General features: G+C 73.4%; 11 protein-coding genes and 1 pseudogene. 7 read left to right on the forward strand and 5 right to left on the reverse strand.

All coding sequences use genetic code 11. The features are described 5' to 3' along the window. Positions 1 to 48: 48 nt before the first annotated feature. A complete protein-coding gene (locus DY218_RS08780) occupies positions 49 to 861 on the reverse strand; it encodes a hypothetical protein (RefSeq protein WP_128555361.1) in 813 nt (270 codons plus the stop codon). Positions 862 to 1,334: 473 nt separating this feature from the next. Here DY218_RS08780 and DY218_RS08785 point away from each other — a divergent pair, with 473 nt between their 5' ends. After that, positions 1,335 to 1,904, forward strand: coding sequence for a LysM peptidoglycan-binding domain-containing protein (locus DY218_RS08785; protein WP_128555362.1), 570 nt, complete (start codon positions 1,335 to 1,337; stop codon positions 1,902 to 1,904). Positions 1,905 to 1,987: 83 nt separating this feature from the next. Here DY218_RS08785 and DY218_RS08790 read toward each other — a convergent pair whose 3' ends face one another. Genes DY218_RS08790 through DY218_RS08800 form a run of 3 tightly spaced genes read right to left on the reverse strand, consistent with a single transcriptional unit; the run spans position 1,988 to position 5,883 of the window. Beyond that, positions 1,988 to 2,659 (reverse strand): ABC transporter ATP-binding protein, encoded by a 672-nt coding sequence (locus tag DY218_RS08790; protein ID WP_128555363.1) that lies wholly within the window; start codon positions 2,657 to 2,659, stop codon positions 1,988 to 1,990. Then, entirely contained in the window at positions 2,656 to 5,367 is a 2,712-nt protein-coding gene (locus DY218_RS08795; RefSeq protein ID WP_128555364.1) for an ABC transporter permease subunit, read from the reverse strand. The genes DY218_RS08790 and DY218_RS08795 overlap by 4 nt, the downstream gene beginning before the upstream one ends. A 3-nt stretch (positions 5,368 to 5,370) precedes the next feature. Then, entirely contained in the window at positions 5,371 to 5,883 is a 513-nt protein-coding gene (locus DY218_RS08800) for a hypothetical protein (protein WP_128555365.1), read from the reverse strand. Positions 5,884 to 6,026: 143 nt separating this feature from the next. On the opposite strand from DY218_RS08800, the gene DY218_RS08805 reads away from it, so the two are divergent. From DY218_RS08805 to DY218_RS08830, 6 genes are all read left to right on the forward strand, one after another. Then, on the forward strand, positions 6,027 to 6,629 hold the full coding sequence (locus DY218_RS08805; RefSeq protein WP_128555371.1) for a hypothetical protein: 603 nt from the start codon (positions 6,027 to 6,029) through the stop codon (positions 6,627 to 6,629). Positions 6,630 to 6,636: 7 nt separating this feature from the next. After that, positions 6,637 to 7,938: an ABC transporter substrate-binding protein gene (locus DY218_RS08810; RefSeq protein WP_128555366.1), complete on the forward strand. Its 1,302-nt coding sequence runs from the start codon at positions 6,637 to 6,639 to the stop codon at positions 7,936 to 7,938. A 205-nt stretch (positions 7,939 to 8,143) separates the two neighbouring features. Further along, positions 8,144 to 9,415 carry a glycosyltransferase family 4 protein gene (locus DY218_RS08815; RefSeq protein ID WP_128555367.1) on the forward strand — a complete coding sequence of 424 codons (1,272 nt, stop codon included), beginning with the start codon at positions 8,144 to 8,146 and terminating at the stop codon, positions 9,413 to 9,415. Continuing rightward, positions 9,412 to 10,260: a hypothetical protein gene (locus DY218_RS08820; RefSeq protein ID WP_128555368.1), complete on the forward strand. Its 849-nt coding sequence runs from the start codon at positions 9,412 to 9,414 to the stop codon at positions 10,258 to 10,260. Before DY218_RS08815 ends, DY218_RS08820 begins: the two co-directional genes overlap by 4 nt. 72 nt (positions 10,261 to 10,332) lie before the next feature. Next, positions 10,333 to 11,307 carry a helix-turn-helix transcriptional regulator gene (locus tag DY218_RS08825; protein ID WP_128555369.1) on the forward strand — a complete coding sequence of 325 codons (975 nt, stop codon included), beginning with the start codon at positions 10,333 to 10,335 and terminating at the stop codon, positions 11,305 to 11,307. Positions 11,308 to 11,539: 232 nt separating this feature from the next. Then, positions 11,540 to 11,755 carry an I78 family peptidase inhibitor gene (locus DY218_RS08830; protein ID WP_128555370.1) on the forward strand — a complete coding sequence of 72 codons (216 nt, stop codon included), beginning with the start codon at positions 11,540 to 11,542 and terminating at the stop codon, positions 11,753 to 11,755. Between the two features lie 103 nt (positions 11,756 to 11,858). Here DY218_RS08830 and DY218_RS35930 read toward each other — a convergent pair. Beyond that, positions 11,859 to 11,981 (reverse strand): annotated as a pseudogene (locus tag DY218_RS35930) (phosphatase PAP2 family protein); the annotation flags it as partial.

The raw sequence follows: 11,981 nt of genomic DNA on the forward strand, positions 1-11,981 counted from the left end.
GGGGTTCGTGCCCTGGGCCGGCGGCCCCTGCCGCGTCCGACGCCGGGGTCAGGTCCCGGCGAGCGGCATGGCGGCGGCCACCAACTGGCCGTTGGCCGCGGCCTTGTCCAGGGCGTCGCGCAGCAGGTCCTCGCGCGACTGGCGGCCGATCGAGCCGGCCGGAGCGGCGAACACCAGGACCGAGCCCAGCTTCGTCGCGGCCGTCCGCCAGCCGTCGGTGACCTGCAGCGGCTGGTGCGCCTGCCACCAGGAGACGGCCGGGCCGCCGCCGACACCGGGCTGCAGCAGGGCGTGCAGCTGGCCCATGGCAAGGAGCACGGACCAGCCGTGCAGGGGCGCCGGGGCGCGGACGAGCTGCGGCACGGGCATGAAGCCCTGCTCGATCAGGAGGGGCAGGAAGTCGTCACCCGGCTCGGTGGACCCGGGGCGGGCGACGGGGCCGGTCGGCTCCACGACGAGGGCCGGGTGCAGCACGCCGTCGAGGAGCACGAGGCCGCTGGTCACGCCGAGCACGGCCTGGTCGGGAGCGGTCTGCTCGGGTGCGGCCTGCTGCGGCGGCGGGGCGACGGTCGGCGCCTGCGGCTCCTCGCCGGTGATGGAGCGTACGGCGCCCTGGAGCTGCTCCTCGGCGACCGGCACCACCTGGGACGGCAGACAGCCGGCGTGGGCGAAGGCGAGGACGGCGGTCTCCTCGCCGACGAAGAGCACGGTGCTGGTGCGCTCCTGTCCGGAGTCGCCCGGGGTGCGGCACGAGGTGCAGTCGTAGGCACCGGGGGCGGTGTCCCCGGCGAGCAGCCGGTCCGCCTCTGCGTCGCCGATCTCGGCGCGTACGTCGTCGCTGACGTCGAGCATGCGCTGCACGGTTGCTCCTCGGAATTCGGTGCGTCGCGATGCCGGGCTTTCCCGGCCCATGAAGAACACAACGGACGACCGGTNGCGTCGCGATGCCGGGCTTTCCCGGCCCATGAAGAACACAACGGACGACCGGTGGGGCAAGTAACGCGGCGGAGGGAACGGAATCGCATCATCCGCGGCGGAGGGTGAGGCTCCGGCCTGAGGCGGTGTCCGTGCTCCAACAACCGTCCTGAGCAGGGAAATTGGCCTCGTCGGGGCCCCTCCGGGTCACTCGGGCGACAGGTCGACAAATACCGATATCGGCGAATGAAGTGGGTGGCTGGAATTCGACGGTTCTCCGGCCGTGGCCGTACCCGCGGACCCCGGACGGAGCCGATGCGTCCGTATGGTCGCCCCATCCGGTCATCCGACCGGGTGGGGTGGGCCGCCGGCAGGCGCGGCGGTCCGGCGGGTGCGGGACGGCTGCTTAGTTTGACGCGATGTCGAACAAGCGTCTCTGGACCGTGGCCCTGCTCTCCGGACTGTTCTCCTGTACGTCGTTCGGCGCCGCGGCCGCCGCGCCACCGCCACCGCCCGGCCCCGGGCACGGGGCACCGGGCGTCGCCGCCCCGGGTGCTGTCCGCGAGTGCAAGCGCGATTCGGTGTGGGACTGCATCGCCGAATGCGAGAGCAGCGGCCGCTGGCACATCAACACCGGCAACGGCTACTACGGCGGGCTCCAGTTCTGGCAGCCGACCTGGGAGGAGCACGGCGGCCTCGAGTACGCCAAGCGCGCCGATCTCGCCACCCGCGCGCAGCAGATCGCCGTCGCGGAGCGCGTCCTGAAGTCCCAGGGCTGGAAGGCCTGGCCGGTCTGCTCCAAGCGGTACGGGCTCGAGGGGCGCGAGCAGGTCCATGTCGTCAAGGCGGGCGAGACGCTCTCCGCGATCGCCCGGCGCTACGACGTCAAGGGCGGCTGGAAGGCCGTCTACGACGCCAACCGCAAGGCCGTCGGCAGCCATCCGGACCGCCTCGCGATCGGCACCCGACTGGTGATTCCGGCCGGGTAGACCGGCGGCCGGATCAACTGCTGCGGGGCCGGGCGGTGTTCATGCCCGCCGGCCCCGCAGCCCCGCCCGAACTCCCGCCGCCGCTACGGCCTCCGCCGTGTTCCCGCCGCCTCCCCGCTGAACACCACCGTGCCCCGCCGCAGTTCGTGCACGATTACGGGTCGCTGCGCGGTCGCACCGCCCTGCGGCCCGGGTGGCAGCCGCTGTTCGGCCAGCAGCACCGTCGCGTCGAGTCCGGCAAGGAGCCGGTACGTACGCTCCGCGACGGCGGGGGACATGCCCTGGGTGGGCTCGTCGACGACGAGCAGCCGCGGGCGCGCGAGCAGCGCACGGCCGAGGGCGAGCATCCGCTGTTCGCCGCCGGAGAGCGTGGCCGCGGTGCGGTGCAGCAGCGGGGCCAGTTCGGGATACGCGTCGAGTGCGGGGGCCGTGTCGCGGTGCCGGACCGGCAGTGCGAGGTTCTCCGCGACGCTCAGGGAGGCGAAGACGGCCTGCCGCTCGGGGACGAACACCAGGCCGCGGCGCGCCCGTTCGTGGGCCGGCCACCGCGTCACGTCCTGCCCCCGCCACCGTACGGAGCCGCCGGAGAGCCGTACCGTGCCGGCCACCGCGCGCAGCACACTGCTGCGCCCCGAGCCGTTGCGGCCGACCAGGACGGTGGTGGCGCCGGCCGGCACCGCGAGGCCGATGCCGTGCAGCGCCTCGAGCGGTCCGTATCGCAGGCGTACGTCGCGCAGTTCGAGTTCGCGGGTCATGTGCCGGGCTCCTCCCGTGCGGCCGGCGATCCGGCCTCCCGCTGGTCCGCCGCCGCACGGACCTCACCGGCAGCACGGGACCCACCGGCAGCGTGTGCCGCACGGGCGAGCACGGCGTCGGGCGGGCCCGAGTCGGTGATCCGTCCGGCGGTCAGCACGTGCACCGTGTCGGCGACGGTGGCGACCAGGTCCAGGTCGTGCTCCACCACGAGCAGGGCCATGCCCTCCGCGGCCAGCGCCGCGAGCATCCGGGAGAGCCTCTCGGCCTCGGCGGAGTCCAGGCCCGCGGCCGGCTCGTCCAGGAGCAGGACGTACGGGTCGCCGGCCAGCGCCCTCGCCAGCTCGACGCGGCGCAGCGTGCCGGTGGGCAGGTCCGCGGCCGGCCGGTCCCGTAGCCCGGCGGTGTCCAGGCCGGTCAGGCGCAGGGCGCGGGTCACCGAGCCCGGATCGCGGGTGCGGCCCTGCTCGGCGCCCACCCGTACGTTGTCCGCGACGCTCAACGACTCGAAGACGGCGAGCTGTTGGAAGGTGCGGGCGATGCCGAGGCGGGTGCGGGCGTGCGCGGGGCGGCGTGTGATGTCCTGGCCGTCGAACTCCACGTGCCCCGAGCCCGGCCGCAGCGTGCCGGACAGACAGTGGAAGAGGGTGCTCTTTCCCGCGCCGTTGGGGCCCACCACGGCGGTCACCGTGCCCGGCGCGAGGGTCAGGCCGACGTCGTCGAGAGCCGTGAACCCGTCGTAGGCGACGGTGAGCCGGTGCGCCGTGAGCGGTGCCCGCGGACGGCGGGCGGACGCTCCCGAGGGGCGCAGGGGCACCGGCTCGGAGGAGGTGACACGGGCCTCTGCGGCGGGTCTTTCTGGCGCAAGGCCTGCCCGTACCCGCTCGCCCAGCGGAGTCAGTACGGCTCCCGGGGCCGTCCGCAGTCGTGCGGCGGCCGCGCGCACCGCCTCGTACGGACCGCCGGGGAACCGGCCGACCAGTACCGCGAGCACCCCGATGAGGGCCGCCGCGACCCCGCCGCGAGTCCCCGCGTCAAGACCGACGAGCAGGGCTGCCGCGGCGGTTGCGCCGAGCAGCGAGTCCGAACCGAGCACCACCACCGCCGCGAACCAGAGGAGCCCGCGCACCGGGTCGTACGCGGACGGGTCGAAGGCCCGGAACCCGAGGCCGAGCAGGCCGCCGCCGAGCGCGGCGAGCGCCGCACCCGCCACGAACGCGGCCAGCTTGAGCCGCGGCACCGCAACGCCGGCCGCCGCCGCTCCCGCCTCGTGGTCCCGCATCGCCGCGAGCGCCCGCCCGGTCCGCCCTCGGCGAAGGGCCGCCGCCGCGAGCAACGCCCCGCACAGCAGCACCAGTTCGAGTACGTAGAACACCCGGTCGTCCTCGAAGCCGGCCGGACGGTCGAGCGTGAGCCCGGACGTCGCGTACGGCTGGTCGAAGACGAAACGGCTCACCCCCACGCCCACCGCGAAGGTGGCGAGCGCCAGGGCGAGACCGTGCCGCCGGATCGCCGGCCACCCGGTGAGCAGCCCGAGCGGCGCCACCAGGAGCACGGCGAGCCCCAGCGCGACCAGCGTCGGCACCCCGGGCAGCCCGGGGAACCGGCCGGCCGCGAGCAGCGCGGTGAAGAGCGCGCCGAGGCCGGCGTACGCGGCCTGCCCGAGCGAGATCTGGCCGCCGCGCCCGGTCACCACGACCAGGGACAGCAGGATCACCGCGAGCGCCGGCACCTGAACCGCCGTCTGCAGATCCGATCCGGCGAACCCGAGCGGCAGCAGGAACATCACACCCGCCACGATCCAGGCACCCGGCGGAGTGGGCACCCGTGCGCTCGCCGTACGCGGCAGCGCCCCGCGCGCCCCCACCCCGGGCAGCACGAGCGCCGCCACGAGCAGCGCCACCACGAACAGGTTGGCGCCGACGGCCTGCAGCAGCGGCTCGCCCCAGCCGGACGGATGCAGCCGCGTCAACTGGCTCTGTACGACGCCGAGTCCGAGGGCGATGGCGAGCGCCGCCGGCAGACTGCGCATCCCCGCCCCGACCGCCACGGCCACCACCTCCATCACCAGCAGCGGCAGTCCGTACGGGTCGAGGCGCACCAGCGGGGCGAGCAGCACCCCGGTCAGGCCCGCGGTGAAGGAGCCGAAGGCCCAGCCGGCCGCCGCCACCCGGTTCGCGTCGATGCCGCCGAGCACCGCGAGCTGCCGGTTGTCCACCACGGCCCGCAGTTCACCGCCGAACCGGGTCCGCTGCGTCACGGCCCACACCGCCGCGGCGAGCAGCAGGGCCACGGCGAGCTGTCCCCAGGCCCCGGAGCCGATGAGTTCGGGCGCGTCCGAGTGGGCGCCCTGACCCCACAGCAGGGTCGCGCCGCCGACCAGAAGCACGAAGACCCCGATCGAGGCGACCAGAGTCTGGGCGGGATCCCCGCCGAGCACGGCGAGCGGCCGGAACACCGCCCGTTCCAGGAGGAGTCCGATGCCGGGGGCCACCACCAGGAGGGTGAGCAGCGCGCCGCACCACAGCGGCAGACCCCACTCCACGGTGAGCTGGCGCAGGACGTACGCGCAGACCATGGCGATCGCTCCGTGCGCGAGGTTGAGGACCCCGGTGGCGCGATAGGTGACGATCAGGCCGATGCCGGTCAGCGCGGCCGCGCTGCCGACCCCGATGCCCGCGAGCGTGAGGTCGTAGCTCAGTGAGGCCATGCCTCAGGACTCCGGGGCGGTGGCCGGCTCGGGGCCGCTGTCCGGTTCGCACACCGGGCACGGGGTCAGGCCGTCGTACGTCTCGTCGGCGCCGGCACCGGCGGGCCGGCCGCCGTCGTCGAGCCGCACCACATCCGGTTTCCCGGCGGCCAGCGGACAGTCCGCCCGGTGCCACAGGGTGCCGCCCGGCACCCGTACCAGCTCATCGCTCGTCGCCACCGGCAGCCGGCCCGTACGGTCGGGCGCGTCCGGCGCCGAGGTCACCAGGAGCCGGTACAACTCCTCCACCCGGTCCGCGGCCCGGAGGTTCCTGGACTGCGCGAGGAGCACCGCACCCGCGACGATCAGGGCCGCACCGGGCAGCGAACAGGACGCCAGATACGGGATCTGACGTGCCGTGAAACGCTCGCCGGAGACCCCGTACCAGCCGATGACGCAGAGCACCGCGCCGACGGCCAGAACGGCGGGGCCCGCCCACCGGGCGGGGTGCGCGCTGAGCGTTCGGACAGTCGGCATCCGTGCCCCCTGGGGAATTCGGCCCGTATCTGTTCATGTCGGCTCTGTTCATGTCAGCCGATCGCTTGCACTATGCCTTCTGCGAGCTGACCCTGAAAGCACCGGGCCGTCATGGGCCCGGCAGACACCCGGCGGTGAGCCAGATGGACCTCGGGACAACGGGGCGACGGACCCGCAGGACGCGGACCACGGCCTGGGCGGCCGCCGCGATCCTGCTGGCAGGCGCGGGCCTGACGGCCTGCGGCGACGACAGCGGGGGCGGCGGCGACGCCCCGCCGCCCGAACCGTCGGTCGAGGAGACCGCGGACGGCGGCGCGAACGGAGGAGACACCCCCGACGCGGAGGCGCCCGACGAGGACGCCCCCGACACGGACGCGACCGCTCCGGCCGATCCCGCCGCGGCCGAGAAGGAGGTCAAGGAGAACTGGGAGAAGTTCTTCGACCCGAAGACCGCGATGAAGGACAAGGAGGAGCTCCTCGAGAACGGTGCCAAGATGCGCAAGGTCCTGCAGTCCTTCAACGGCGACGAGCGCGGGCAGCAGGTGCAGGCGAAGGCGGACGAGGTCGAGTTCACCTCGGCCACCGATGCCGATGTGACGTACACGCTCAGCCTCGAGGGCGCCACCGTGATGCCCGACGCCTCGGGCACCGCCGTCCTCCAGGACGACACCTGGAAGGTCTCGGTCAAGACGCTCTGCGCCCTGGTCCAGCTCAGCGGCAACGAGTCGCCCGGCCCGGGCTGCTGAGTCCGGCATGGCCGGCCGGGGGAGGGCACGCGGTCTCGGATCACTGGCCGCGGCCGTACTGCTGCTGCTGACCGCGGCCTGCGGAAGCCGACTGCCGGAGAGCGACTTCACCGGGCGGCCGGCGGGGTCCGAGCCGCCCGCGGGGGACCGCGGCCCGCTCCGGGTGGGGATCCTGGCGAGCGAGACCAGCCCGGTCGGCGGCGATGCCTTCACCGGTCCGCGGGACGGCGCCAAGGCCTACTTCGAGCGGCTCAACGACCGCGGCGGCATCGCCGGCCGCCGTATCGAGGTGCACACCTGCGACGACGGCGGCAGCGGCGTCGGCAACAACGCCTGTGTGCACGAACTCCTCGACGAGAAGAAGGTGGTGGCCCTCGTCGCCACCACCGTCCTCGACTACGCCGGCGCGAAGCGGGTGTCCGACGCGGGCGTCCCGGACATCGGCGGCCAGCCCGTCGGACCGGCCTACGACACCTATCCGCACCTCTACTCGATCTACGGCAGCCTCGCCCCGCGCAACGGCGGCAAGCCCGGCTGGCGGGGCGAGCTGTACGGCGGGACCGAGGTCTACCGCTACTTCAAGCGCGAGCACGGCGCCCGTACCGCCGCGGTCGTCTCGTACAACCAACCCGCATCGGCCGCCTACGCACGTCTGGTGACCCGGGGCCTGAAGGCCGAGGGCTACCGGGTCGTCACCGAGCAGGTCGACTTCGCGCTGCCCAACTTCCGGGCGGTGGCCGCCGATCTCGAGGAGCAGGACGTCGACCTGGTCTTCGACGCCGTCGACAGCCACGGCAACGCCCGGCTCTGCGCGGCCATGGACGACGTCGGCGCCCGCGTCACCGCCAAGGTCACCAACGCGCAGAACTGGAACTCCTCGGTCGAGAAGGACTACAAGGACGCCCCGCACTGCCGCAACGCCCTCTGGGTGACCGGATCGAGCCGCAATCACGACGAGACCGGCCACAAGGCCGTCCGGGAGTTCCGCACCGCCACCGAGGACAGCGACACCCACTCGCAGTGGCAGCTGGAGGGCTGGGCCGCGGCGATGTGGTTCACCGACGCCGCCAAGTCCTGCGGATCCGAGGTGACCGGAGCCTGTCTGGAGCGCTACCTCAACCGCGACAAGGCCTACGACGCCCGGGGGCTGCTGCTCCCGGTCCGCTTCGAGGAGCGCGCCCGGCCCCCGGAGACCCGCCGCAGCTGCGTCTCCGCCGCCCGCTGGAAGGACGGCAAGGGCTGGGTCACCCAGGGCGGGGACATGACCGCCAACTGCTTCGAGGTGCCGCAGCTCGGCTACCGGCCCTGAGGCCGGGTACCCGGGGCCGGCAGCGGCGGACACACCCACTGATGCGTTTTGCCCCCGAAGGGTTCCCATTTCCGGCTATCGATGGCGCAACCGTTCAGGCACAAGATGATGTTGGGACCCAACCCCCGCATCCCGAATCCGGTCTGACCCAGTGCTAGGCGGACTTCGGGGGACTGTCCGCACGGATCATGGGATACGGGGATCAATGCACATCTCATTCCTGATACACAACGCGTACGGAATCGGGGGGACGATCCGTACCACGTACAACCTGGCCAACACCCTGGCCGAGCAGCACGACGTCGAGATCGTCTCGGTGCACCGGCACCGCGACGCGCCGGTCTTCACACCGTCCGCGCGGGTACGCGTGCGACACCTGGTCGACCTGCGCAAGGGAACCGCCGGCTACGAGGGGGACAGCGCGGCACACCGCCGGCCCGCACGTCACTTCCCGTCCGCCGAGGGGCGCTTCGACCAGTACAGCGAGCTGACCGACCACCGGCTCGCCGACCACCTCGCGAGCACCGAGGCCGATGTCGTCATCGGCACCCGGCCCGGCCTGAACGTCCACCTGGCCCGCCAGACCCGCCGCGGCCCGCTCCGCATCGGCCAGGAGCACCTCACCCTGGACAGCCACTCGAGGGCCCTGCGTGCCCAGCTGCGCGCGGTGTACCCGCGGCTCGACGCGCTCACCACGACCACCGAGGCGGACGCGGCCGCGTACCGCGGCCGGATGCGGCTGCCGGGCGTCCGCATCCAGGCAGTGCCGAACCCGGTGCCGGAACCAGGGGTCGCCCCCGCCGACGGCTCCGGCAAATGGGTCGTCGCGGCCGGCCGGCTCGCCCCCGTCAAGCGCTACGACCTCCTCGTCAGGGCCTTCGACCAGGTCCGCAGGGAGCGCCCCGACTGGCGTCTGCGGATCTACGGCGGCGGCGCGCAGAAGGACCGGCTGCGCACCCTGATCGACGAACTCGGCCTGTACAACCACGTGTTCCTGATGGGACCCGCACACCCCATCGACCCCGAGTGGGCCAAGGGTTCCGTCGCCGCCGTCACCTCCAGCCTCGAATCGTTCGGCATGACGATCGTCGAGGCCATGCGCTGCGGACTGCCCGTGGTGTCCACGAACTGCCCGCACGGACCGGGCGAGATCATCGACAATGGTGTCGACGGACGCCTCGTCCCGGTCGGCGACGTCCGTGCCATCTCCCGCGGACTCCTCGAGCTGATCAACGACGACCCGCTGCGCGAGCGGATGTCGCACGCCGCGCTCGCGGACTCCCGGCGCTTCGACCCCAGCCGGATCGCCGAGCGCTACGAGTCGCTCTTCCACGACCTCACCGCGGCCGGGCGGTCCGGCACCCGGCTCGGCCGGATGCGCGGCAGCCTGCACCGCGCGCGGGGCACCCTGCTCGGCGGTGCGTACGCGGCCCACGACGCCGGTCGTACCGCACTGAACAGGAGGCTCCCGAGATGACCGTGGCACTGCCGCACGCCGACCACACCGACCGGGAGCCCACCGTGCCGCCGACCGCCGACTGCGTGGCTGACTCGGCCGGGGGACTGACTTTCGACGTCCGCGAGCCCGGCGGGCACCGCCCCGAGGTCCCCTCGCATCTGCTGCTGCGCCTGCGCAGCGGCGACGACGAGGTGCGCCTCCCGCTGACCCCGGTCGCCGAGGGCCGGCTGCGGGCCGTACTGCCCAGCAGCGTCGGACTGCCCGAGGGGCGCTGGGACTCCTTCGTCGAGCACGGCGACCGCACGCCGCGGCGCCTGATGCCGGGCGTCAACGACCTGCGCTCGCTCGTCGACCGCGCACCCAGCGGCGCCCGCGGCCATGTCGCCGTACGCATCCCGTACGCCACCAAGCACGGCAATCTCACCGTCCGCGCCTGGCACCGGGCACCGCACGCCGAGGCCGGTGAACTCACCGTCTGCGGACACGAGTTGACGGTGCGCGGACGGGTCTACGGCATCGCGCTCGGCCCGGCCGCGCATGCGGAGGCCCGCAGCCGGAGGGAGCCGTCCCTCGTGCACCACGGCGAACTCGACACCCGGGGACCGGAGTTCGTCTGGACGATCGACTACCGGGCGCTCGCCGAACAGGACGGCCCCTGGGATCTGTGGCTGCGCCCCGCCGGGTCGACCGGCCCCTCGGTGCGCCTGGCCCGGCTGCTCGACGACGTCGCGGAGAAGAAGCAGATCTTCAGCTATCCGGCGTCCCGGCTCGGCCGCCCGGAGGGCAGTGCGGCGCTGCTCGAGGCCGGCCCGTACTACACGGGCGACAACGACCTGGCGATCCGCGTCCAGGCCGTCGACTGACGGAGTCCGGCGCTGCTCCGGCCCAGCCCTTGCGGAACGTCCCTGTCCGCAAGGGCTGGCAGACTCGGCCCCATGTTGGAGACCTCGGCACGACTGCTTCGCCTGCTCTCACTGCTGCAGGCCCACCGCGAGTGGTCGGGCGCCGACCTGGCCGACCGGCTCGGCGTCACCCCGCGCACCGTACGGCGCGACGTGGACCGGCTGCGCGAGCTCGGCTATCCGGTGAACGCCAGCCCCGGCACTGGCGGCGGCTACCAGCTCGGCGTCGGCGCCGAGATGCCGCCGCTGCTCCTCGACGACGACGAGGCGGTCGCCGTCGCCGTGGGCCTGCGCACCGCCGCGGGCCAGGGCATCGAGGGCATCGGCGAGACCTCGGTACGGGCGCTGTCCAAGCTGGAGCAGGTGCTGCCGAGCCGGCTGCGCCGCAGGGTCGGCACCCTGAACGCCTTCACCGTCCCGATGCTGCGCGGCGGCGCGGGGCCCTCGACCGTCGAGCCGGAGATACTCACCGAGCTCGCCGCCGCCTGCCGCGACAACGAACGCCTCCGCTTCGAGTACCGCAGCCACGAAGGCGACACCAGCCGGCGCACGGTCGAACCGCACCGCCTGGTCTGCACCGAGCACCGCTGGTACCTGGTCGCCTGGGACCTGGACCGCGACGACTGGCGCACCTTCCGGGCCGACCGCATCACCCCCAAACCCCCGCACGGGCCGCGCTTCTCGCCCCGCACCCCGCCCGCAGACGACCTCGCCGCCTACGTGTCCCAGGGGGTCGCCAACCGTGTCTACGCCGAGCAGGCACTGGTACGGCTCCTGGTGCCGTACGACGAGGCGGCCCGCGCGATCAGCCCGTCGGCCGGCGTACTCGAGGCGGAGGGTTCCGACAGCTGTCTGCTGCGTACCGGCGCCGCGAGCCTGGACGTCATGGTGATCCATGTCGCCCTGATGGGCTTCGAGTTCCAGATCCTCGAACCGGCCGAGCTGAACGATCACGTCAGGGCGACCCGCGACCGGCTCTCCCGCGCTCTCGACCGCATTTCCGAATAGGCGGTCGACGGAAGTCCGACCGGCCGATGACGCACGTGGATCGGAATTCCCCGGCACCGTACCCGCCCCTCGGAATCCGAATTCGAATCCGCTCGCACAAGGCCCGGGGCAGGGAATAGTCACCGCCCGGGACGCTGTGACAGAAGCGTGACCGTGGTGCTACGGGAACGGCAGAAGAAGCGGTTACCCGCTGCTGTTTCCCCCGCCGCCCCGGTCCGCCTACGGTGGCGTCATGGCACCGATACCGACACCGTCCGCAGACCCTCAGGACGCCCCCGACAGCTATGTCGGACTCGCCGCGGAAGCGGCCGAAGCCCAGGCGCGCGAGCGCGGCTGGGGCACCGTCAGAGCCCTCCCGCCCGGCGCGATCGTGACCATGGAATACCGCTCGGGACGGCTGAACTTCGAGGTCAGCGACGGCACCGTGACCCGCTGCTGGAAGGGCTGAACGCCCGGACCCGAAGACACGCGTGCCCCGGCTCCCGGCGAAGGAGGCCGGGGCTCGCGTCTGCGGGGGAGAGGTTGTGCGTACCGTCCCCGCGGTCTTCGGCTCAGCCGCCGGTCAGCGGCCGGGCAGGGGTGGTGCGCCCGGCGTGCTCCGGATGCGGCGGCCGACGGCTGCCGGCCGGCGTGACCGGGGTGCGCTCGGAACGCACCACGTGGGTGCGCTGGTT

It is taken from the genome of Streptomyces triticagri, assembly GCF_003429565.1.
Classification (GTDB): Bacteria; Actinomycetota; Actinomycetes; order Streptomycetales; family Streptomycetaceae; genus Streptomyces; species Streptomyces triticagri.

Bases quoted from the DNA above. Each gene is read 5' to 3' on its own strand.
- DY218_RS08785 (WP_128555362.1), top strand. From the start codon at position 1,335: ATGTCGAACAAGCGTCTCTGGACCGTGGCCCTGCTCTCCGGACTGTTC.
- DY218_RS08790 (WP_128555363.1), bottom strand. From the start codon at position 2,659: ATGACCCGCGAACTCGAACTGCGCGACGTACGCCTGCGATACGGACCG.
- DY218_RS08795 (WP_128555364.1), bottom strand. From the start codon at position 5,367: ATGGCCTCACTGAGCTACGACCTCACGCTCGCGGGCATCGGGGTCGGC.
- DY218_RS08800 (WP_128555365.1), bottom strand. From the start codon at position 5,883: ATGCCGACTGTCCGAACGCTCAGCGCGCACCCCGCCCGGTGGGCGGGC.
- DY218_RS08805 (WP_128555371.1), top strand. From the start codon at position 6,027: ATGGACCTCGGGACAACGGGGCGACGGACCCGCAGGACGCGGACCACG.
- DY218_RS08810 (WP_128555366.1), top strand. From the start codon at position 6,637: ATGGCCGGCCGGGGGAGGGCACGCGGTCTCGGATCACTGGCCGCGGCC.
- DY218_RS08815 (WP_128555367.1), top strand. From the start codon at position 8,144: ATGCACATCTCATTCCTGATACACAACGCGTACGGAATCGGGGGGACG.
- DY218_RS08820 (WP_128555368.1), top strand. From the start codon at position 9,412: ATGACCGTGGCACTGCCGCACGCCGACCACACCGACCGGGAGCCCACC.
- DY218_RS08825 (WP_128555369.1), top strand. From the start codon at position 10,333: ATGTTGGAGACCTCGGCACGACTGCTTCGCCTGCTCTCACTGCTGCAG.
- DY218_RS08830 (WP_128555370.1), top strand. From the start codon at position 11,540: ATGGCACCGATACCGACACCGTCCGCAGACCCTCAGGACGCCCCCGAC.